Origin of the sequence: Actinomadura sp. 6K520, assembly GCF_004349245.1 — a bacterium.
GTDB lineage: Bacteria > Actinomycetota > Actinomycetes > Streptosporangiales > Streptosporangiaceae > Spirillospora.
Window position 1 is genome coordinate 26,802 of the sequence record NZ_SMLC01000046.1, and the last position, 21,183, is coordinate 47,984.

The following is a 21,183-nucleotide window of genomic DNA, read 5'->3' on the forward strand; positions in this document are numbered from 1 at the left end:
CGGCTTGTGGAACGGTCAAGTGCCGCCGCCCCGGCATCGAGACGCCCTGTAGACACGCGGAAGAGCGGGCCCACCCGGCCGGCCGACCCAGCGTGACCGAAAAGACCGTGAATCAATGATCCCAGTTTCGGATGGCCCTATCCCGAGATTCGTTCTTCACCGAAACGAGATAGGGAAATCTGCCTTCTGGTGATCATCGACAACACTCGGCGCGCCGCAGAAGCAGCCGCCGCGGCGTATCGCATTCCGGCCGGTCCGGAGCGCTCGGGGCGCGCCCGCAGAACGGCAGCAATTTTGGAGATGTCCGGCGGACCGATTGGCCACACAATGGTTCGCAGAGGGTCCACCAGTGGGCCGTTGAGATGGTCCACGAGCACCGTCACAACGTCGCACTGACGCAGATCCAACGGGAAATACGCAGGCACGAGCAGACCCGATTGGAGCGGAACTCCGATGGACGGTACGGATCGGCTCACCTCCCCTGGCGAGACCGTCGAGGCAGTGCTCATCGGCGGGCCGGCCGATATCCCCCAGGTCGCGCGGACCGTGCGGACCCCGGTGGCGGAGACGAAGATCAAGATTCTGCACCACAACGGCTACGAGCACTTCGAGATCGTGCGCGAGCCGAGGATCGATCCCTCCCGTCCGGTGGCCTTCCACTGGACCATGCGAACAAAGATCGCCGAGTGACGGCGACGCACCGGCCGGCGCCGCTCCCGCCCGCGGCGGCGCGCTGCATGCGCAGCCCGACCCCGGCCGCCGGGAGCCCGCGATGAAGGGCATCATCCTCGCCGGCGGCACCGGCTCGCGGCTGCACCCCGCCAGCCTCGCGGTCTCCAAGCAGCTCTTTCCCGTCTGCGGCAAGCCGATGATCTACTACCCGCTGTCGGTGCTCATGCTCGCCGGGGTGCGGGACATCCTCATCATCTCCACGCCCCTCGACCTGCCGCTGTTCCGGCGCCTGCTCGGTGACGGCTCGCGGCTCGGGCTCCGCATCCGCTACGCCGCGCAGGACGAACCGCGGGGGCTCGCGGACGCCTTCATCATCGGCGCCGACCACATCGGCGACGGGCCCGTGGCGCTCGTCCTCGGAGACAACATCTTCCACGGCAACTCGTTCGTGGAGCTGCTGACCGGCAGCATCCAGAACGTCGACGGCTGCGTGCTGTTCGGCCATCCGGTGCACGACCCCGAGCGCTACGGCGTCGTGGAGACCGACGAGCGCGGCCGGCTGGTCTCGATCGAGGAGAAGCCGGAGCACCCCCGGTCCAACCGGGTCGTCACCGGCCTGTACTGCTACGACGGCGGAGTCGTCGACATCGCCCGCGAGCTGAAGCCGTCTCCGCGCGGCGAGCTCGAGATCACCGACGTCAACCGGGTCTACCTGGAGCGCGGGCAGGCGCGGCTCGTCAACCTCGGCCGCGGTTTCGTCTGGTTCGACACCGGGACGCCGGAGGCGCTCTTCCAGGCCAGCCAGTACCTGTGGGCGATCGAGGAGCGGCAGGGCGTCAAGGTCGCCTGCATCGAGGAGATCGCGCTGAGGAAGGGCTTCATCAGCGCCGACGAGTGCCACCAGCTCGGCGCCGAGATCTCCGGTTCGAGTTACGGCCGGTACGTCATGGCCATGGCCAAGGAGGGCGTGCGGGTCTGCCCCTGACGAGCCGCGGGCCAGTCGGCGGCTAGCGGCCGCGCCGGGATCCGTTGGCCAGCGCCGGGGAGCGGCCGAAGTCGGGCAGCGCGAAGTCCTCGGTCCAGAGACCGGAGGAGGCCCCGGGCGCGGGCGCGAGCATCTCCTGGTGGATGCGCTGCAGCTCGGGGGACGGGTCGAGCCCCAGCTCCCTGTCCAGCAGCGCTCGCAGCTCAGCGTAGGCCGCCAGCGCCTCGGCCCTGCGCCCGGCGCGGGCGAGCGCACCGATGAGCTGGCCGTGGAACCACTCGTGCAGCGGATACCGGGCCACCAGCGAGCGCAGCTCGCCGATCAGGTCGCGGTCCCGGCCGAGGTGGACGTCGGTCTGGATCCTCAACTCCAGTGCCCGCATCCGCAGCTCCCGCAGATGAAGGGCGTGGGTGCTCAGCAGGTTCCCCTGGACGACGTCCGCCAGCGGGGGACCCGTCCAGAGGTCCAGTGCCTGCCGCAGCCGCTGGGAGGCGCGCTCGGGCTGCCCGGCGTCCAGCATCCGGCGCCCCTCGGCCACCTCCGCCTCGAACACGCAGATGTCGAGCTGTTCCGGTTCGATCTGGAGCTGGTAGCCGAACGGCTGGGTGAACAGCAGTTCGCGGCCCGCCGGCGCGAGCCCCTCCTGGTCGATGATCTTCCGGAGCTGGTACACGTAGGTCTGCACGGTGTTCGCGGCGCGGCGGGGCGAAGCCTCCGCCCAGAGTTCCTCGATCACCGAGTCCACCTGGACGAGCTTGCCGGTCCGCACCAGCAGCAGTGCGAGAACCTGGCGCACCTTCGGCGGAGTGATCGCGCACGTGCGTCCGCTGTTGCTTATCTCCAGACTGCCGAGAAGCTTGAAGCGCACCATCTGCGTCCCCTTCATGGGCGGCGCGGCTGTGACATCTTGGAACACGATCACCCCGCTGCGCCAAGCGTGCCCCGCAGTTCAGCGCGCTGTCACCGCTCAGATTGCGCTGCCTTCGCGCGGGCCGAAGCCCCACGTCGAGGCACCGTCGGAGCGGGTGCGGTGCCCGCCGGCGCGTCCTCCGCCGCGCCCCGGCGGCGCGCCCGGCGCGTGCGCAACCCAGGAGTTGAGGGCCCCGATCAGCGGGTGTCACCCTGGTCGTGGCCGCCTGCCGCGTCCCTCCGCGGAGCGAAGTCGGCCACCGCCGCCGTTCCGGCCGCACACCTCCTGGTTCTGCGCGTTCGCGCCCGACTGCCGCATGCCGGCTGATCTGAGGGACTCCAGATGACGCAGACCTCCGCGGACGGACACCGGTGGCCCCCTCCGGCTCACGTCGTGCCCGAACAGCCGATCGGGCTGCCGGGGGCGGCGCCCACCAGGAAAGGCGGTCAGAGATGAGTGAGGCGACGCCGGCGGTCCGGCGGACGAGGGTCCCGGAGCCGAGCGAGGTCGGTCGCTTCTACGACCGCTTCGCGCGGCTCGCGGTGATGGTCGGCCCCGAGGCCAACGCCACCATGCACTTCGGGTACTGGGACTCGCCGGAGGACGGCGCCACCCTGCGCGAGGCGGCCGCGCGGATGACCGAGGTCATGATCGGCAAGGTGCGGGTCGGCGCGGGCGAGCACCTGCTGGACGTCGGGTGCGGGCTCGGCGGTCCCGGCGTGCGCCTCGCCCAGGCCACCGGCGCCCGCGTCACCGGCGTGACGATCAGCCGGGAGCAGGCCAAGCTGGCCAACCGGCTGGCCGCGGAAGAGGGGCTCGCCGAGCGGGTGCGGTTCGAACACGCGGACGCCGTGCGCCTGCCCTACGCGGCGGACTCCTTCGACGCCGCGTGGGCGCTGGAGTCCATCATCCACGTGCCGGACCGCGGCCGGGTCCTGAGCGAGATGGCGCGCGTGGTCCGGCCGGGCGGCCGGGTGCTGGTGACCGACATCTTCGAGCGGGTTCCGATTCCAGCGCACAAGCGGGCGCCCGTGGACGCCTACTACCGCGAGACGCTGCTCGGTCCCGCCGTCACGATCGACGACTACCCCGGGCTGATCCGGAACGCGGGCCTGCTGGTCGACGAGATCGTCGACATCAGCGGGAACGTGATGAGGAAGACGATGACGGAGGCGGCACGGCTCAAGGGGCAGGCCCCGGCGGAGATCGAGGAGCTGCACGCGGACGATCCGGCGTTCCAGCTGGACATGGGCGCCCTCGCCGAGGTCTGGGAGCTCGGCTACCTGCTGGTGGTGGCGCACCGCCCCGAGGGGTGAGGAACCCGGCCGGGCGGGCCGTGGGGTGGTGGGGGTGCCCGTCAGTGGTTACTGACGAGTAGCATCGATGGTTACCAGCGAGTAGCATCGCTGTCGCGGGCACTCGTGCCGCGTCCGGCAGGGGCCGGCACGAGGCTCGACGACCGCCCTTCACACCGCCCACCGCAGGGAGGACGACACCGTGCCTCGCACCGCACGCGACGTCGTGTTCGTCGACGGCGTACGCACGCCGTTCGGCAAGGCCGGCCCCAAGGGCCTGTACGCGGAGACCCGCGCCGACGACCTGGTCGTCCGCGCCATCCGCGAGCTGCTGCGCCGCAACCCGTCCCTCCCGCCCGAGCGGGTCGACGAGGTCGCCATCGCCGCCACCACCCAGACCGGCGACCAGGGCCTGACCATCGGGCGGTCCGCCGCCGTGCTGGCCGGGCTGCCGAAGAGCGTCCCCGGCTACGCCATCGACCGCATGTGCGCGGGCGCGATGACCGCCGTGACCACGTCCGGTGCCGGGATCTCGTTCGGCTCCTACGACGTCGTCATCGCGGGCGGCGTCGAGCACATGGGACGGCACCCGATGGGCGAGGGCGTCGACCCGAACCCGCGGTTCCTCGCCGACCGGCTCGTCGACCCGTCCGCCCTGGTCATGGGATCGACCGCCGAGAACCTGCACGACCGGTTCCCGGGCATCACCAAGCACCGCGCGGACGCCTACGCCGTCCGCAGCCAGCGGAAGGTCGCCGCCGCCTACGCCGCCGGGAAGATCCAGCCGGACCTCGCGGCGACCGCGATCCGCTCGGCCGGCAAGGGATGGGGGCTCGCGACCGAGGACGAGCCGCCGCGCCCGGGTACGACGCTGGAGAGCCTGGCCGCGCTGAAGACCCCGTTCCGCGTCCACGGCAACGTGACCGCGGGCAACGCCGCCGGCCTCAACGACGGCGCGACCGCCTGCCTGCTGGCCGCCGAGGACGTGGCCCGCGAGATCGGCCTCACCCCGAGGATGCGGCTCGTCGACTTCGCGTTCGCCGGGGTCGAGCCGGAGGTCATGGGCGTCGGGCCCGTCCCCGCCACCGAGAAGCTCCTCGCCCGCAACGCGCTGACCATGGACGACATCGGCCTCATCGAGATCAACGAGGCGTTCGCCGTGCAGGTGCTGGCGTTCCTGGAGCACTTCAAGATCGACGATGACGACGCGCGGGTGAACCCGTGGGGCGGCGCCATCGCCCTCGGCCACCCGCTCGCCTCGTCCGGCGTCCGGCTGATGAACCAGCTTTCGCGCCTGTTCGAGGAGCGTACGGACGTCCGGTACGGACTGACCACGATGTGCGTGGGCATGGGCATGGGCGGAACCGTCCTCTGGGAGAACGCCAACTGGGAGGGCCGGAAGTAATGAGCAACCTCGCGGAACTCTTCGGCGACGAGGTCGTCACGCGCGCCTACGTCCGGGACGTGACCCTCCCGGACGGCGCGGGCACCCTCGCCCTGATCACGCTCGACAACGGCCACGACCACACCAAGCCCAACACGTTCGGCCCCAACGGGCTCGCGGACCTGAACGCGGCCATCGACTCGATCGCCACCCGCGACGACATCGCGGCCGTCGGCGTCACCGGCAAGCCGTTCATCTTCGCCGTCGGCGCCGACCTCAACGGCGTCCCGCTCATCCGGACGCGGGAGGACGCGCACGCGATCGCCAGGCTGGGCCACGACGTGTTCCGGCGGCTCGGCGAGCTGGACGTCCCGTCGTTCGCCTACTACAACGGCGCGGCGATGGGCGGCGGCGTCGAGATCGGCCTGCACTGCACCTACCGGACGGTCTCGTCCGGCGTCCCCGCGTTCGCGCTGCCCGAGACCTTCCTCGGGCTCGTGCCCGGCTGGGGCGGAACGTACCTGCTGCCGAACCTGATCGGCGCGGAGAAGGCGATCCGGGTCGTCATCGACAACCCGCTCGCGCAGAACCGCACGCTGAAGGGCGCGCAGGCGTACGAGCTGGGCATCGCCGACGCGGTCTTCGACTCGGCCGACTTCCTGGAGGAGTCGCTGGCGTGGACGGCCCGCGTCCTGAACGGCGACATCGTCATCCGGCGGCCCGAGGTCGACAAGGGCAAGGCGTGGGACGACGCGGTCGCGGCGGCCCGCTGGAACGTGGACGGCAAGCTCCACGGCGCGGCCCCGTCCTACACCCGCGCGCTGGACCTGATCGCCGCGGCGAAGGACCGCGACCGCGACGAGGGCTTCGCCGCGGAGGACGAGGCGCTGGCCGACCTCATCATGGGCGACGAGCTGCGCGCCGGCCTGTACGCGTTCGACCTCACCCAGAAGCGCGCCAAGAAGCCCGCCGGGGCGCCGGACAAGGCCCTGGCCCGCCCGGTCACCAAGGTCGGCGTCGTCGGCGCCGGCCTGATGGCCTCGCAGCTCGCCCTGCTGTTCGCACGGCGCCTGGAGGTTCCGGTCGTGCTGACCGACCTCGACCAGGAGCGCCTCGACAAGGGCGTCGGCCACGCGCACGGCGAGATCGACAAGCTGCTCGGCAAGGGGCGCGTCTCCCCCGACAAGGCCAACCGGCTCAAGTCGCTCATCACCGGCTCGCTCGGCAAGGAGGCGTTCGCCGACGCCGACTTCGTCATCGAGGCCGTCTTCGAGGAGATGTCGGTCAAGAAGAAGGTGTTCGCCGAGGTCGAGGAGCACGTCTCCGCCGAGTGCGTCCTCGCGACCAACACCTCGTCGCTGTCGGTGAGCGAGATGGCGTCCGGGCTGCGGCACCCGGAGCGCGTGGTCGGCTTCCACTTCTTCAACCCGGTCGCGGTGCTGCCGCTGCTGGAGATCGTCCGGGGTGAGCGGACCGACGACGCGACGCTGGCGACCGCGTTCGCGACCGGCGCGAAGCTCAAGAAGTCGTGCGTGCTGGTCAAGGACGCGCCGGCGTTCGTCGTCAACCGCGTGCTGCTGCGGCTGCTCGCCGAGATCGTCCGGACGGTGGACGAGGGCACCCCGATCGAGGTGGCCGAGCGCTCCGCCGCGCCGCTGGGCCTGCCGATGCCGCCGTTCGTGCTGATGGGCCTCGTCGGCCCCGCGATCGCGCTGCACGTGAACGAGACCCTGCACGAGGCGTTCCCGGACCGGTTCCCGCTGTCGGACAACCTGGCGAAGCTGGTCGCGTCCGGCAAGACCGGCGTGTACCTGCCCGACTTCTCCCTCGACCCCGAGGTCGCGGAGCTCTTCGGCGGCGGCACGAGCCCGTCCACCGAGGAGCAGGTCCTCGGCCGGGCGCTCGACGCGCTCGCCGACGAGATCCGCGTCATGCTGGACGAGGGCGTCGTCGCCGCCCCGCAGGACATCGACCTGTGCATGATCCTCGGCGCCGGCTGGCCGTTCCACCTCGGCGGCATCACGCCCTACCTCGACAGGTCGGGCGTCGCCGAGCGGGTCACCGGCCGCCGGTTCCTTGAGCCGGGTGTGGCGTCCCTGCCCGCCTGACCCGGCCGCCCGCCTGACCGCGGGCCCGCCCGGCCCGCCGCTTTCGCGAAAGGGCGCCCCGAACACCATTCGGGGCGCCCTTTTCCGGCATTCCCGAACTTCACGGGCACGCCAATGTTTCGTCTGCATGAGTCGCGCACATATGGGCATACGCGAAACGGTCGTGACGATCACCTGGGAGGCGCCGAGGATGCACCTGCTGCGCACGAAGTCGGTCGAGCAGTCGATCCGCGATACCGAGGAACCCGCGCACCGGCTGCGGCGCGCGCTGAGCGCCCTGGACCTGACGGTGTTCGGGATCGGCGTGATCGTCGGGACGGGCATCTTCGTGCTGACCGGGCAGGTCGCCCGCGACAACGCGGGCCCCGCGGTCGCGCTGTCCTTCATCCTCGCCGCCGTGGTGTGCGGGCTGGCGGCGCTGTGCTACGCCGAGTTCGCCTCCACCGTCCCGGTCGCCGGATCGGCCTACACCTTCTCCTACGCCACCCTCGGCGAGTTCCCCGCGTGGATCATCGGCTGGGACCTCATCCTGGAGATGGCGCTCGGCGCGGCGGTCGTCGCGGTCGGCTGGTCCGGGTACTTCGCCTCGCTGCTGGACGACATCGGCATCACACTGCCGGCCGCCATCGCGTCCCCGCCGGGCGAGGGCGGGACGGTCAACGTCCCGGCGATCGGGCTCGTGCTGCTGGTGACCGCGCTGCTCGTGCTCGGCATCAAGATCTCCTCGCGGGTCAACGCCGTGGTCGTGACGATCAAGGTCGGGGTGGTCCTGCTGGTGATCGTCGCGGGGCTGTTCTTCATCAAGGGCGCCAACTACGACCCGTTCATCCCGCCCTCGGAGTCGACACCGGAGGTCGGCGGGCTGGACGCGCCGCTGATGCAGGTGCTGTTCGGCATCACGCCGGTCGCCTACGGCTGGCTCGGCATCTTCTCCGCCCTCGCGATCGTGTTCTTCGCCTACATCGGCTTCGACATCGTCGCCACCGCCGCCGAGGAGGCCCGGCGTCCGCAGCGGGACCTGCCGATCGGCCTCATCGGCTCCCTGGTCATCACGGCCATCCTGTACGCGGCCGTGTCGACCGTCGTCGTCGGCATGCAGAAGTACACGGAGCTGAGCACCGCCGCGCCCCTCGCGGACGCGTTCAAGGCCGTCGGGCATCCCGTGTTCGCCACCATCATCGACGTCGGCGCCGTCGTCGGCCTCATCACCGTCGTGATGATCCTGCTGCTCGGGATGAGCCGGATCTTCTTCGCACTGAGCCGGGACGGCCTGATGCCCCCGTGGCTCTCGGTCGTCCACCCCCGTTTCGGCACCCCCTACCGCTCGACCGTCATCATGGGCCTGATCGTCGCGGTGCTCGCCGGCTTCATCCCGCTGGCCGAGCTCGCCACCCTGGTCAACATCGGCACGCTGTTCGCGTTCGTCGTCGTCTCGGTCGCCGTGGTGATCCTGCGCCGCACCCGCCCGGACCTGCCGCGCGCGTTCCGCACGCCGCTCATGCCGGTCGTCCCCGCCCTGTCCGTGCTGGCCTGCCTGTTCGTGATGATCAACCTTCCGGTGGAGACCTGGCTGCGGTTCCTGGTCTGGATGGTGATCGGGGTCGTCGTCTACGCCGGGTACGGCTACCGGAAGAGCCGGCTCCGGGGCACCGGGGAACTTCCCGCGAAGTCCTGACCAGGGACCGGCCGTACGGGGGGCCCTGTGTCATTCCGCGCGGCGGGTGGGCAGAATGGCCCGCATGGCTTCTCCAGTTCGCGTCGCGGTGATCGGCTCGGGGCCGGCGGGCATCTACGCCGCCGAGGCCCTCGTCAAGCAGACGGACGGCGACGTCCGCGTCGACGTGTTCGACCGGCTGCCGACCCCCTACGGGCTGGTCCGCTACGGCGTCGCCCCCGACCACAAGTCCATCAAGTCGATCGCCCGGTACCTGCAGAAGGTGCTGGAGAACCCCGCCGTGCGGTTCTTCGGCTGCGTCGAGCTCGGCCGCGACATCAGCCGCGCCGACCTGCTGGAGTGCTACGACGCCGTCGTCTACTCCACCGGCGCGATGGTCGACCGGCACATGCGCGTCCCCGGTGAGGACCTGCCCGGCAGCATCGCCGCGACCGACTTCGTCAACTGGTACTGCGGGCATCCCGACGCCGCCGACCACGCCTTCGACCTCTCGGTCGAGGAGGTCGCGGTGATCGGCGTCGGGAACGTCGCCGTGGACGTCGTCCGGATCCTCGCCAAGACGGCCGGGGAGCTGCGCGAGACCGACGTCCCCGAGCAGGTCATCGAGGCGCTGTCGCGGAGCCGGGTGAAGCGCGTCCACATGATCGGGCGGCGCGGCCCGGCGCAGGCGAAGTTCACCACCAAGGAGGCCCGCGAGCTGGGCGAGCTGCCCAACGCGAGCATCCACGTCAGCGCCGAGGACATGGAGCTCGACCCCGCGAGCGCCGAGCTGGCGGAGAAGGACCGCAAGGTCGGCGGCAACATCAAGGTCCTCAGGTCCTGGACGGAGGACCCGGGCGCCGGGCGCCCCCGGCACATCGACGTGCGGTTCTGGCGCGCCCCCGCCGAGATCCTCGGCACCGACCGCGTCGAGGGGCTCCGGCTGGAGAAGACCCGCCTGGACGAGACGGGCCGCGTCACCGGCACCGGCGAGTTCGAGACGCTCCCCGTCGGCATGGTGCTGCGCTCGGTCGGCTACCAGAGCGTCCCGCTGGAGGGAGTCCCGTTCGACGAGCGCTCCTACACCGTGCCGAACGAGGGCGGCCGCATCATCGGCCCGGACGGCTCCCCCGTCCCCCGCGAGTACGTCGCCGGCTGGATCAAGCGCGGCCCGTCCGGCGTCGTCGGCACCAACAAGTCCGACGCGGCGGAGACCGTCCGCAACCTCCTGGAGGACCTCGGCGGGGCGGAGACCGGGCCGAAGCGCAACATCGAGGAGCTGCTGGAGGCGCGCGGGCTGCCCGTCGTCACCTACGACGACTGGCTGAAGCTCGACGCCGCCGAGATCGCCCTCGCGCAGTCCCTGGACCGCGGGGAGCGCGTCAAGCTCGCCCGCTGGGAGGCGATGACGTCCGCGTGCCGCGGCGGAGAGTGACCCGCCGTGTGAAGATCTCCCTTCCGGGGTAGTGACGGAGGTATGGCCAGGACGCTACGGTGCGGCCTGTGACCGGCGGTCCAGAACTGTACGGGTTCCCCCCACCCGAGACCGTCCCCGACCTCAGGTGGCTGGGTCCCGATTACGTGTCCGTACTCGTGTACGACCTGACGCAGGGGCTTCTGCGCCAGGACCCGCGCACGTCCGTCATGGGCGTGCGTTGCGAGGGCGAGCCCAGCCTCGCCCCCACGGTCGACCCCGCCGGCGTCATCCGCGCCCACGACGCCTGCTTCCCGCTCCAGGTCTACGTCCAGGACGGTTCCGGACGCCCCTGGCGCCTGCGCGGGCGATGGACGTACTCGGGCCGCGACCTCGGCACGGCCGCCGCGTCCATCACGCACTTCTGGCAGCTCCTGTCGGCCGAGGGCGTCTGACCGGACAGGACGGGCGCGGGGCCGGGCCGGGGCTAGCGATCGGTGGCGTTGTCCGCCGAAGGAAGGCGCTCTGCGCCTGACGCCAAGGACAACGCGGTAGCGAACGCCGTGATGTCCCGGGCGAGGGCCTGGGGCGTGAGGCCGATGTCGGTGAGGATCTCGGCGCGTGCGGCGTGGTCGAGGAACTCCTGCGGGATGCCGAACGTGCGGACCGGCACGTCGACCTCGGCGTCGCGCAGGAGGCGGGCGACGGCGTCGCCGACGGCTCCGGTGCGGCCGTTGTCCTCGGCGACGGCGACGAGGGCGTGCTCCCGGGCGAGGTCGAGCAGCGCCGGGTCGAGCGGCTTCACCCACCGGGGGTCGACGACCGTGACGCCGATGCCCTGCGCGGCGACCAGTTCGGCGGCCTCCACCGCGGGCGACGCCATCGACCCCGCCGCGACCAGCAGGACGCGGGTGCCGTTGGAGCCGTCGTGGCGGGCCAGGACGTCCATCTCCCCCGCCTTGCCGACGGCCTCGATGTCGGCGGCGGCCGGCCCCTTCGGGTAGCGGATCGCGGTCGGGCCGTCGGAGACGGCGACGCACTCGCGCAGCAGCTCGCGCAGCCGGGCGCCGTCGCGCGGCACGGCGACGCGCATCCCGGGGACGAGCTGGAGGATCGACATGTCCCACATGCCGTTGTGGCTGGCGCCGTCGTCCCCGGTCACGCCGGAGCGGTCCAGCGCGAAGGTGACGGGCTGCCGGTGCAGGGCCGTGTCCATCAGGACCTGGTCGAACGCGCGGTTGAGGAACGTCGCGTACACGGCCACGACGGGGTGCAGGCCGCCCATCGCGAGCCCGGTCGCGGACGTGACCGCGTGCTGCTCGGCGATGCCCACGTCGAAGATGCGGTCGGGGAACGCCTCGGCGAAGGGGGCCAGCCCGGTCGGGTACAGCATCGCGGCGGTGATGGCGACCACGTCGCGGCGCTCGCGCCCGATCGCGACCATCTCCTCGCCGAAGACCTTCGTCCAGGCGGGGCCGCCCTTCTTGCGGACGAAGGCGCCGGTGGCGGGGTCGAACGCGCCGCCGCCGTGCATGCAGTCCTCGGTGTCGTTCTCGGCCGGCGCGTAGCCGCGTCCCTTGGTCGTGATGCAGTGCACGATGACGGGGTGGCCGAACCCGCGGGCCCGGCGCAGCGCGCGCTCGACGGCGTCCTCGTCGTGCCCGTCGATGGGGCCGACGTACTTCATGCCGAGGTCCTCGAACATGGCCTGCGGCTGCAGGACGTCCTTGAGGCCCTTCTTGATGCCGTGCAGGGCCTCGTAGGTGATGTTCCCCACCACCGGGGTCCGCGGGAGGGTCTTCTTGATGAGGTCGAGCGCGTGCTCGTACCCCTGGGTGACGCGCAGGTCGGCGAGGTGGGAGGCCAGGCCGCCGATCGTCGGGGAGTAGGAGCGGCCGTTGTCGTTGACCACGATGATCACGGGGCGGTCGACGCCGCCCGCGATGTTGTTGAGCGCCTCCCAGCACATCCCGCCGGTCAGCGCGCCGTCGCCGACGACGGCCACCACGGCGCGGTCGGTCTCACCGCGGAGCTGGAACGCCTTGGCGAACCCGTCGGCGTACGACAGGGCGGTGCTGGCGTGCGAGTTCTCGATGATGTCGTGCTCGGACTCGGCGCGGCTCGGGTAGCCGGACAGGCCGCCGCGCTTGCGCAGCAGCTCGAAGTCGTGCCGCCCGGTCAGCATCTTGTGGACGTACGCCTGGTGCCCCGTGTCGAACAGGATCTTGTCGTGCGGCGAGTCGAAGACCCGGTGCAGCGCGATCGTCAGCTCGACCGCGCCGAGGTTGGGCCCCAGGTGCCCGCCGGTCTTGGAGACCGCCTGGACGAGGAACTCGCGGATCTCCTCCGCGAGGCGAGGTAGCTGAGCGGCGTCCAGTCGCTTGAGGTCGTCGGGACCTGAGATCGACTCCAGCAAGCTCACTCGTTTCAACTCCTCCGTCGGGGATCGGATCTCCCCTGGCTCGGGCGCCGTTCCGAGTTTAATCCCGGTTCGCCCCCGGCGCGCCGAAGGCGACCTGCCCGGCGGGTGTGAAAAGACTGACCCCGTGTGGGGGAACTGACCCACGGGGCGGGGATGCGGTAGGAACTGAGCATGGGCGTCGAAGAGATTGTGCTGCTCAACGCGGACGACGAGGCGGTCGGGACCGCGCCGAAGGGTGCGAGCCACCACCGGGACACGCCGTATCACCTGGCCTTTTCGTGCTATGTCGTGAACATGGAAGGGCGTGTTCTGATCACTCAGCGCGCCCTGGACAAGCGGACGTTCCCGGGCGTGTGGACGGGCAGCTGCTGCGGCCACCCCGGCCCCGGCGAGAATCTGCGGGAGGCCATCCTCCGGCGGCTGCGGGACGAGCTGGGCTTGGGCGAGGCGTCGCTCACGTCCGTGTCGTTCACGTCCGTGCTGCCCGGGTTCCAGTACCGGGCCGTCGCCGAGGACGGAACGGTCGAGAACGAGCGCTGCCCCGTCGTGCGCGCCACCGTCGCGGCGAACGGGCCCGTCCGGCCGAACCCGGAGGAGGTGGAACGCGCGGAGTGGTGGACGTGGGAGCGCTGCCTGGAACTGGTCGACCGGCCCGAGGCGTCGCCGTGGTACCGCCTCCAGCTCGCCGAGCTCGCCCCCCTCGGGGCCCCGCTCGACTGGCCTGACGCGGGCGAGCGGGACCTGCCGCCCGCGCTCGCCTGGTGAGCCCGCGGAGACATCGCCGGGGGCGCGATTCGTCCCTTCCATGACACGTGTCACCGCTTGATCACTTTTCCGTCCCCGGTGTTGACCGGTGCGCCGTTCCAAACGGACGCTTGCTTTTCCCGGGGGGTAACCGAAGGGACGGACGATGCGACCACGCGCTCCCAGGCACCGGCTCAAGGTGTTCGCGGCCGTTGCGATGACCGGCGCCCTCGCTCTGTCGGGCTGCGGCGCGAACGAGGACGACGGCTCGAACGACGACAGCTCCGAGGTCGAGGTCTTCTCCTGGTGGACCGGTCCAGGTGAGGCCGACGGGCTCAAGGCGATGCAGGCCGACTTCGAGAAGAAGAATCCCGGCACCAAGTTCACCAACGCGGCCATCGCCGGCGGGTCGGGCACGCAGGCGAAGGCCGTCCTCGCGAGCCGCCTGCAGAACAACAAGCCGCCGGACTCGTTCCAGGGCCACGCGGGCGCCGAACTGCTCGACTACATCAAGGCCGGGCAGATCGAGCCGCTGGACGAGTTCTTCGCACGGAACAACCTCTACTCGGTCTACCCGAAACAGCTCCTCGACCAGATCACCTACAAGGAGCACATCTACTCGGTCCCGGTGAACATCCACCGGTCGAACGTGCTGTGGTACAACCCCGGCATCCTCAAGGACGCCGGAATCGACGGCCCGCCCGGGTCGATCGCCGACTTCATCACCGCGCTGAAGGCCGTCGACGACGAGACCGACAAGGTCCCGCTGTCGCTCGGCGCGCAGTGGACCGCCGACCACCTGCTGGAGAGCGTGCTGCTCGGCAGCCTCGGCACCGACGCCTACAACGCGCTGTGGGAGCCGGGCGCCGACTGGAGCACCCCGGCCGTCACCAAGGCGCTGAACGAGTTCGGCGAGATCATGAAGTACACGACGCTGGAGGCCGCGTCCACCGACTGGCAGGGCGCCGCGAAGGCCGTCGTGGACGGCAAGGCCGCGTTCAACATCATGGGCGACTGGGCGTACGGCTACTTCGTCGGCGAGGCCCCCAACGGCCTCGGGAAGAAGCTCGACACCGACTTCGGCTACGCGCCGTCCCCGGGCACCGCGGGCACCTACATGTGGCTGTCGGACAGCTTCACCCTGCCCAAGAACGCACCGCACCGCGGCGGGGCGATCGCGTGGCTGGAGGAGGTGTCCAGCAAGGAGGGCCAGGACCTCTTCAACCCGAAGAAGGGCTCCATTCCCGCCCGCACGGACGGCGACAAGAGCCTCTACACCGGCTACCTGAAGACCGCGCTGGAGGAGTGGACCAACCCCGCCACCAAGCTCGCGGGCTCGTTCTGGCACGGCGTCACCGCCAATAACAAGTGGCACACCGACATCGACACCGCGGTGGGCCTGTTCCTGCAGAACAAGGACGTCAACAAGCTTCAGCAGGGGCTGGTGAACGCGGCCGAGAACAGCGGACAGTGAAGACGGCGGACGACAGGCGTCCGGTGAGGTTTCGCCGCAGCCGGAAATGGCTGCCGGGGCTGCTGCTGGTCTCGCCTTCCATCGTCGCGGTCGGGCTGTTCGTCTACGGGCTCATCTTCTGGAACACGCGGGTCGCGCTGAGCGGCAAGCACGACGAGGTCTCCGAGTACGGGTTCGACGGGGGCCGGAACTTCGTCGACCTGTGGGACCAGCCGAGCTGGCCGGGCGCCGTGCAAAACGCGCTCGTCTTCACGGCCGTGTTCGTCGCCGGCGCCCTGCTGCTCGGCGCGTTCCTCGCGTTCCTGATGGACAAGGGCGTCCGCGGCGAGGCGTCCTTCCGCATCATCTACCTGTTCCCGATGGCGGTGTCGTTCATCGCGACGGGCGTCGTGTGGCGCTGGCTGATGAACCCGGCGCCGCCGGAGCGGGCGGTCGGCCTCAACCAGCTGTTCGACAAGCTCCGTCTGGGGGCGCTCGCGAACGACTGGTGGCAGAACCCGGACTGGGGCATGGCGGCGATGGCGCTCCCCGCCATCTGGCAGATGTCCGGATATGTCATGGCGCTGTATCTGGCCGGGTTCCGCAGCGTCCCCGAGGACCTGCGCGAGGCCGCGCGGGTGGACGGCGCGTCCGAGTGGCAGGTGTACCGGCACGTGGTGTTCCCGCAGCTCCGCCCGGTCACCCTCTCCGCGCTGATCATCCTCGGGCACATCTCGCTCAAGGTGTTCGACCTGATCATGGCGATCTCGGGCAAGCAGATCATCACCTACGTCCCGGCCGTCGCCGCATACGTCGAGATCTTCGACCGGCACGACCCCGCCAACGGCGCCACCATCGCCACGTACCTGCTGGTCGCGGTGGCCGTCCTGGTGATCCCGTACCTGGTCTGGTCGGTCCGCTCGGAGCGCGTGCGATGACGGCCACGAGGGCCCCGAGCGGGATGTCGCGGGCCGGGCGGGCGGTGCGGCCGACGATCCTGCTGGCGTTCGTCGTGCTGTTCCTCATCCCCGTGTACGTGCTGGTCGTGACGAGCTTCAAGCCGCTGGACGAGGCGGACCCGAGCAGCGCGTGGAGCCTGCCCGAACAGTGGAGCACCTCCGGCTGGAGCTCGGCCTGGGCGGAGCTGAAGGGCGGCCTGGCCAACAGCGTCAAGATCGCCGTCAGCGGGTCGATCATCTCGGCGGTGCTCGGCTCCCTGAACGGCTACGTCCTGTCCAAGTGGCGGTTCCCCGGCGCGGACGTCGTGTTCACGCTGTTCCTGTTCGGCATGTTCATCCCGTACCAGGCGGTGATGATCCCGCTGGCGGGGCTGCTGACGGACATCGAGCTGGCCGGGACGATCCGCGGCCTCGTCCTCGTGCACGTCGTGTACGGCATCCCGATCTGCACGCTGATCTTCCGGAACTACTACGTCACGATCCCGGACGAGCTGATCGAGGCGTCCCGCGTCGACGGCGCCGGGATGCTGCGCACCTACTGGTCGGTCGTCCTGCCCGTCTCGGGACCGGCGTTCGCGGTGACGCTCATCTGGCAGTTCACCTCGATGTGGAACGACTTCCTGTTCGCGGTGTTCCTCGGCGCCCCGGACAGCTGGCCCGTGACGGTGATGCTGAACAACACCGCCGGGTCGGGCGCGGTCGCCGTCCAGTACAACGTGCAGATGGCCTCGGCGCTCCTGGCGTCCCTGCCGACGCTGCTGGTCTACCTGCTCCTCGGACGCTTCTTCATGCGGGGCCTGATGGCGGGGGCGCTGAAGGGCTGAACCACACTCGCACGTCAACCCGCACGCGTCCTCACGCGTCACAACGATGATCGAAGGAGATCCATAATGGGAATCGCCCGGGCCGTGACGGACGGCGGCCCGCTCACCCCGCCCGTTGGCATATCCGCTGATATGCGCCTAGCCTCTCGGGCATCGTCGCGCGACACACCGGCGGCCCGCCAGGGCCCCGCCGATCCCGCGGCGAGGGGCAAGGGGCGAGCCACGGAGGTGACCGCGTGCAGGCGGCGATGAGTGTTCAACAGCCCTGGGCGTTCGCGATAGCCCGCGGCGGCAAGACCGTCTCGAACCAGGGGCTGCCCACCGCCTACCGCGGCCCGCTGCTCATCCACGCCTCCATGCGCGTCGACCTGAAGGCGTGCGACTCCCCGCTCGTCCAGGCCGCCGGCTGGGACCCGCGCGACCCGCTCGCCACCATCGGGGCCGTCATCGCCGTCGCCGACCTGGAGGACGTCTGCTCCGCCACCGTCCACGGCGGCTCCTGCGACTGCGGCCCCTGGGCCGACCCCGGCGCCCACCACTGGCACCTCGGCGGCGTCCGCGCCCTCCCCCGCCCCATCGTGGCCCTCGGCCACCCCGGCCTCTGGCAGCCGAAGCCGTCCCTCGTCAACGAGGTGAACACGATGTTCGCCACGACCGCCGCTCTCAACAACACCACCTGAGAGTAAAGATCCCACTACGCTAGGTGGCAGAAGTCGGGCGGGGTAACCTAGTCCCTGCATGGATCTGTCATGCCACCAATTGGAGCGGGACGTGAGCATCGCGCATGATCATGGCGGGCATGGCCCGTACACGGTGGAGGACCTGCACGCCCGAGAGGACGAAGGCCGCGGCCTGGAACTCGAAGATGGGTGGCTGGTCAAGCTGTCTCCGAACATGCGGCACAACATCGCCTATGAGCGGCTTCGCGACATCATTCGGGCGGCTGCGCGGGAGGCAGGCGCATCCGTCCATGCGTCCTGCGGAGGCGACTGGGAAATCGAAACTACCGCGGGCATCCGCAAGCCCGATGTGCTCGTGGTTCCACGGAATCTCGCCGACTCGTGGTTCGACGGCGACTGCCCGGCCACCATCGCGGGCCAGGATCTGCTCCTCGCCGTGGAGGTAGTCTCGCCGCGCAGCGGAAGCGAAGGCAGGGACCGATTCCGCAAGCCCCAGGAGTACGCGGCGATGGGAATCCCCCAGTTCTGGCTGGTCGACTACAAGCCTGAACCCATCATCCAGGTTTTCGTGTTGGACGAGCACGAAGCCGCCACCGGCAAGAGTGTCAGCGCTTATCGGCTCGACCAGTCGGCGAAGGCCGGAGACTTGCTAGAAGTGGACGTACCTGCCGACAAGCCGTTCACCGTCCGGTTCGACCCGCAGATCCTCGCGAAACGGCCCAGCGACCTTACGGATCTGTGAGGGCTTCGGCGGCTTCGCGAAGGCGGGTGAATTCGGCGGTCATGCGGTCGAGGGGCCAGCTTGCGTTGAGGCCGCTCGGGTTGGGGAGGACCCATACGCGTGCCGGGCCGAAGGTGTCGTCCTGGGGGCCTATCTGGGCGCGGGGGCGGCCGTAGGCGGTGCGGTAGGCGGTAACGCCGGCGACCGCGAGGTAGGCCGGGCGGTGCTTCTCGACGAGGGCGGCGAGGCGTCGGCCGCCCTCGCGGAGTTCCTCGCCGGTCAGTTCGTCGGCGCGGGCCGTGGTGCGGTGGGCCAGGTTGGTGATGCCGAGGCCGTAGGTGGGCAGGAGGTCCTGCTCGGACGGGTGCAGCAGGCGGTCGGTAAAGCCGGAGCGGTGCAGGGCGGGCCAGAAGCGGTTGCCGGGGCGGGCGAAATGGTGGCCCGTCGCCCCTGAGTACAGGCCCGGGTTGATGCCGCTGAACAGAACACGGAGCGTCCCCCCTTCCGGGGGCAGGACGTCGGGGATGACGCGGTCGCGGGCGGCCTCCAACTCGGCCTTGGTGGGACGCATCAGATCAGGTTACGGACGATCAGCGTCACCGCGGACGTCCCGACGACGATGAGCAGGGCCAGGCGGAGGCGTCCGGCGTCGAGGTAGCGGCGCAGCGGGGCCGAGACGAGGAAGCCGGTGAGGACGAAGGGCAGCAGCGCCAGGCCCGCGGTGACCTGCCGGGCGGGCAGTTGCCCGGCGGCGGCGAGGGTCGCGAGGGAGAGCAGCGCGCCGGCGATGAAGAAGACGGCCAGGGTGGCGCGGACGCGGGGGCCGGCCTCGCGCTGGTAGAGCAGCGCGATCGGCGGGCCGCCGATGCCGGACGCGGTGCCGGTGGTGCCGGAGATGATCCCGGCGGCGGCGAGCGTCCGCCGGTTGCGGGGCACCTCGCGCGACCAGGTCGTCGCGGCGAGGGCGGCGAGGACGACGACGCCGATCAGGATGCTGAGCGCGCGGTCCGGGGCCGCGGCCACCAGCCAGACGCCGAGCGGCGTCCCGGCGAGGCGGCCGCCGAACGCCCAGCCGATGCCCCGCAGCTCGGCGTGCCGGAACTCCTGCGCCAGGGTCGCCACCGGGAGGACCAGCGCCATGACCAGGATCGATCCCGGCATCAGGGACGGGAACAGCATCGTCACGATGGGGGTCGCGACGAGCCCGACGCCGAGGCCGACGCTGCTCTGCACGATCGCGCCGAGGAGCGCGGCCAGCCCGCCGAAGATCAGAAAGTCGAGGTACGGCACACCGGGACGCTATATGCCGATTATTCCGACCTGCGTGGTCACCATCACGCGGAGGCCGCGGTGAGGCGCTTGAGCTGGTCTTCGGTCAGGGTCGTGCGGGCGGCCTCGATGAGCGGCGGGAGCTGGTCCATGGTGCGGGCGCTGGCGATGGGCGCGGCGACGGTCGGCTGTGCGGCGAGCCAGGCCAGCGCCACGGTCGCGACGGCGGTGCCCTGTTCCTCGGCGACGATGTCGAGCGCGGCCAGGACCCGGCGTCCGCGCTCGGTCTCCAGGTACCGCGCGGCCTTCTCGGCGCGGACGCTGTCCACGTTCGCCCCGGGACGGTACTTGCCCGTCAGGAAGCCCGAGGCGAGGCCGTAGTAGGGGACGGCGGCGAGCCCGTAGCGTTCGGCGAGGTCGCGGCGGGGGCCCTCGTAGGTGTCGCGGGAGACCAGGTTGTAGTGCGGCTGGACGGCCGTGTACTGGGTCGTCCCCTCGCGTTCGGCGAACTCCAGGGACGCCTGGAGCCGCTCGACCTCGATGTTGGAGACCGCGACCTGCCGGACCTTGCCCTCGGCGACGAGCCCGTCCAGCGTCGTCATGATCTCCTCTACGGGGACGGACGGGTCGTCGAAATGCGTGAAGTAGAGGTCGATGCGGTCGGTGCGGAGCCGCCGGAGGGAGTCGTCCGCGGCGGCCCGGATGTTCGCCGGGGCCAGCCCCTTGCGCTCGGGGTGCCGCCCGACCTTCGTCGCGATGACGATGTCGTCCCGGTTTCCGCGCGTCTCCAGCCACTCCCCGATGATCGTCTCGGACTCGCCGCCCGAGTTGCCGGGCGCGGAGGCCATGTAGGAGTCGGAGGTGTCGACGAAGTTCCCGCCCGCCGCCGCGTAGGCGTCGAGGATCTCGAACGAGCGCTCCTTCCCCGCGGTCCAGCCGAAGACGTTGCCGCCCAGGCAGAGCGGGAAGACGTCCAGGTCACCGATCTTGTTCATGTGAACCTTCTTGTCGAATGCGCGGTTACCACGGGACCATTACCCCGTGCTGACCGCCTGTCTCACCTTCGCCGCCATGGCCGCGCGCCGCGCCTTGGCGCGTCCCGCCGTCAAACGCCGCATCCAGCAGCTCACCGGCGTCGCCTTCATCGGTTTCGGCCTCCGCCTGGCCACCGGGCATTGACCCTCACGGGGCCGCCGAAGGCCGCTCCTTGAGCAGACGGACGGCCCGCCGTGCGGCGTCGGGATCGGCGACGGTGAGCATCTCCAGCAGGCCGTCGAGGTCACTGGACGAGATCAGGGTGCGGCCGGCGGCCCGCCACGTCCCCTCACGGCCCCGCGTGATCGCCCAGTCAGGGAAGAGATGCCGGAGCAGCAGCAGCGCAACGGGCTCATTCATCACCGCCGCGGCGGCCCATCCTGGCGGAGGGCGGCCCACGTGACCTTGCCTCCTTCGTTGAGCGGGCGGACGCCCCAGGCGTGCACCAGCTCGGCCACGAGCAGCAGCCCGCGCCCGGAGACGGCGGCGTGGTCCTCCGCCTGGACGACCGGGCGCCCCTCACCGGCGGTAGGGTCGGCCGCGCGGCGAGGTGCCCATGAGGGCCCTTTTCCGCGCGGCCTCCCTCCGAACCGGACGTGCGAGTTTCCCCGCATCCGGCTCTCCAGTGGTTCTTTTGTGAGTTTGACGGTCTGC

Annotated in this window: 21 protein-coding genes and 1 pseudogene; 15 read left to right on the top strand and 7 right to left on the bottom strand. The window is 70.7% G+C overall.

Features of this window, described 5'->3' with window-relative positions; translation table 11 throughout:
* Positions 1-453: 453 nt before the first annotated feature.
* Positions 454-690: a DUF5988 family protein gene (locus E1289_RS14955; protein ID WP_131980422.1), complete on the top strand. Its 237-nt coding sequence runs from the start codon at positions 454-456 to the stop codon at positions 688-690.
* Positions 691-772: 82 nt separating this feature from the next.
* Positions 773-1,657, top strand: a complete 885-nt coding sequence (gene rfbA / locus E1289_RS14960) for a glucose-1-phosphate thymidylyltransferase RfbA (protein ID WP_131980424.1) — start codon at positions 773-775, stop codon at positions 1,655-1,657.
* A 22-nt stretch (positions 1,658-1,679) separates the two neighbouring features.
* On the opposite strand, the gene E1289_RS14965 is transcribed toward rfbA, so the two are convergent.
* Positions 1,680-2,528: an AfsR/SARP family transcriptional regulator gene (locus E1289_RS14965; protein WP_131980426.1), complete on the bottom strand. Its 849-nt coding sequence runs from the start codon at positions 2,526-2,528 to the stop codon at positions 1,680-1,682.
* Positions 2,529-3,019: 491 nt separating this feature from the next.
* Here E1289_RS14965 and E1289_RS14970 point away from each other — a divergent pair, with 491 nt between their 5' ends.
* From E1289_RS14970 to E1289_RS14995, 6 genes are all read left to right on the top strand, one after another.
* Positions 3,020-3,883, top strand: a complete 864-nt coding sequence (locus tag E1289_RS14970) for a methyltransferase domain-containing protein (protein WP_131980428.1) — start codon at positions 3,020-3,022, stop codon at positions 3,881-3,883.
* A gap of 181 nt (positions 3,884-4,064) precedes the next feature.
* The gene (locus tag E1289_RS14975; RefSeq protein ID WP_131980430.1) at positions 4,065-5,267 is read left to right on the top strand and encodes a thiolase family protein; all 1,203 of its coding nucleotides are present in this window, start codon (positions 4,065-4,067) and stop codon (positions 5,265-5,267) included.
* On the top strand, positions 5,267-7,354 hold the full coding sequence (locus E1289_RS14980; protein WP_131980432.1) for a 3-hydroxyacyl-CoA dehydrogenase NAD-binding domain-containing protein: 2,088 nt from the start codon (positions 5,267-5,269) through the stop codon (positions 7,352-7,354). The genes E1289_RS14975 and E1289_RS14980 overlap by 1 nt, the downstream gene beginning before the upstream one ends.
* A 190-nt stretch (positions 7,355-7,544) precedes the next feature.
* Positions 7,545-9,029 (top strand): amino acid permease, encoded by a 1,485-nt coding sequence (locus E1289_RS14985; RefSeq protein ID WP_131980462.1) that lies wholly within the window; start codon positions 7,545-7,547, stop codon positions 9,027-9,029.
* A gap of 64 nt (positions 9,030-9,093) precedes the next feature.
* On the top strand, positions 9,094-10,443 hold the full coding sequence (locus E1289_RS14990) for an FAD-dependent oxidoreductase (protein WP_131980434.1): 1,350 nt from the start codon (positions 9,094-9,096) through the stop codon (positions 10,441-10,443).
* 68 nt (positions 10,444-10,511) lie between these two features.
* A complete protein-coding gene (locus E1289_RS14995; RefSeq protein ID WP_131980436.1) occupies positions 10,512-10,877 on the top strand; it encodes a hypothetical protein in 366 nt (121 codons plus the stop codon).
* Between the two features lie 32 nt (positions 10,878-10,909).
* Here E1289_RS14995 and dxs read toward each other — a convergent pair whose 3' ends face one another.
* Positions 10,910-12,844 (bottom strand): 1-deoxy-D-xylulose-5-phosphate synthase, encoded by a 1,935-nt coding sequence (gene dxs / locus E1289_RS15000; RefSeq protein WP_131980438.1) that lies wholly within the window; start codon positions 12,842-12,844, stop codon positions 10,910-10,912.
* Between the two features lie 171 nt (positions 12,845-13,015).
* Here dxs and idi point away from each other — a divergent pair, with 171 nt between their 5' ends.
* The 6 genes from idi (at position 13,016) to E1289_RS15030 (ending at position 18,246) form a co-directional block, all read left to right on the top strand.
* On the top strand, positions 13,016-13,609 hold the full coding sequence (gene idi / locus E1289_RS15005) for an isopentenyl-diphosphate Delta-isomerase (protein WP_131980440.1): 594 nt from the start codon (positions 13,016-13,018) through the stop codon (positions 13,607-13,609).
* A gap of 145 nt (positions 13,610-13,754) precedes the next feature.
* Positions 13,755-15,062, top strand: a complete 1,308-nt coding sequence (locus tag E1289_RS15010) for an ABC transporter substrate-binding protein (protein ID WP_243712835.1) — start codon at positions 13,755-13,757, stop codon at positions 15,060-15,062.
* Entirely contained in the window at positions 15,059-15,979 is a 921-nt protein-coding gene (locus E1289_RS15015; protein WP_243712836.1) for a sugar ABC transporter permease, read from the top strand. Before E1289_RS15010 ends, E1289_RS15015 begins: the two co-directional genes overlap by 4 nt.
* Positions 15,976-16,824 (top strand): carbohydrate ABC transporter permease, encoded by an 849-nt coding sequence (locus E1289_RS15020; protein ID WP_131980442.1) that lies wholly within the window; start codon positions 15,976-15,978, stop codon positions 16,822-16,824. The genes E1289_RS15015 and E1289_RS15020 overlap by 4 nt, the downstream gene beginning before the upstream one ends.
* Before the next feature lie 236 nt (positions 16,825-17,060).
* Positions 17,061-17,504 carry a hypothetical protein gene (locus E1289_RS15025; RefSeq protein ID WP_243712837.1) on the top strand — a complete coding sequence of 148 codons (444 nt, stop codon included), beginning with the start codon at positions 17,061-17,063 and terminating at the stop codon, positions 17,502-17,504.
* Positions 17,505-17,595: 91 nt separating this feature from the next.
* Positions 17,596-18,246 (top strand): Uma2 family endonuclease, encoded by a 651-nt coding sequence (locus tag E1289_RS15030; RefSeq protein ID WP_165970477.1) that lies wholly within the window; start codon positions 17,596-17,598, stop codon positions 18,244-18,246.
* On the opposite strand, the gene mug is transcribed toward E1289_RS15030, so the two are convergent.
* Genes mug through E1289_RS15045 form a run of 3 tightly spaced genes read right to left on the bottom strand, consistent with a single transcriptional unit; the run spans position 18,233 to position 20,489 of the window.
* Positions 18,233-18,796: a G/U mismatch-specific DNA glycosylase gene (gene mug / locus E1289_RS15035; RefSeq protein WP_207928976.1), complete on the bottom strand. Its 564-nt coding sequence runs from the start codon at positions 18,794-18,796 to the stop codon at positions 18,233-18,235. The two genes, E1289_RS15030 and mug, sit on opposite strands and share 14 nt — an antisense overlap.
* Positions 18,796-19,515: a sulfite exporter TauE/SafE family protein gene (locus E1289_RS15040; protein ID WP_131980448.1), complete on the bottom strand. Its 720-nt coding sequence runs from the start codon at positions 19,513-19,515 to the stop codon at positions 18,796-18,798. The genes mug and E1289_RS15040 overlap by 1 nt, the downstream gene beginning before the upstream one ends.
* Positions 19,516-19,559: 44 nt before the next feature.
* Positions 19,560-20,489, bottom strand: coding sequence for an aldo/keto reductase (locus E1289_RS15045; RefSeq protein ID WP_131980450.1), 930 nt, complete (start codon positions 20,487-20,489; stop codon positions 19,560-19,562).
* A 46-nt stretch (positions 20,490-20,535) separates the two neighbouring features.
* On the opposite strand from E1289_RS15045, the gene E1289_RS38215 reads away from it, so the two are divergent.
* Positions 20,536-20,673: a hypothetical protein gene (locus tag E1289_RS38215; protein ID WP_165970478.1), complete on the top strand. Its 138-nt coding sequence runs from the start codon at positions 20,536-20,538 to the stop codon at positions 20,671-20,673.
* Positions 20,674-20,676: 3 nt separating this feature from the next.
* Here the strand turns inward: E1289_RS38215 and E1289_RS15050 are convergent, their stop codons facing one another.
* A complete protein-coding gene (locus E1289_RS15050; protein ID WP_131980452.1) occupies positions 20,677-20,889 on the bottom strand; it encodes a hypothetical protein in 213 nt (70 codons plus the stop codon).
* A pseudogene (locus E1289_RS15055) lies at positions 20,889-21,183 on the bottom strand (hypothetical protein); the annotation flags it as partial. The pseudogene E1289_RS15055 and the gene E1289_RS15050, both read right to left, overlap by 1 nt.